At 74.6% G+C, this 240-nt stretch carries 1 protein-coding gene; it reads right to left on the bottom strand.

Annotated features, from left to right (window positions below):
- Positions 1-240: oligopeptide/dipeptide ABC transporter ATP-binding protein (locus ACSNOK_RS36025; protein WP_436784864.1), on the bottom strand; the 240-nt coding region annotated here is incomplete at both ends.

The raw sequence follows: 240 nt of genomic DNA, 5'->3' as shown, positions 1-240 counted from the left end.
CCTCGAAGTCCTCCGGCATACGGGTGCAGGCCTCGAACGCCATGGGGCAGCGGTCCCGGAAGGTGCAGCCCGGATCGTCGCCGGGGAGGGTGGAGCCGCCCGCCGGCTCGATGCCCGGCGCCTCGGTGAGCCGGGCTCGGTCGCGGGCGTCGGGGTTGGGCGCGGCGGCCGCCAGGATCCTGGTGTACGGATGCCGCGGATTGAGGATGACCTCGTCCGCCGGCCCCCTCTCCACCACAC

The sequence above is a fragment of the Streptomyces sp. URMC 126 genome (genome assembly GCF_051386555.1).
GTDB lineage: Bacteria > Actinomycetota > Actinomycetes > Streptomycetales > Streptomycetaceae > Streptomyces.
The sequence above is the reverse complement of the archived record's forward strand: the minus strand, read 5'-3'. Positions and strand labels throughout refer to the sequence as shown.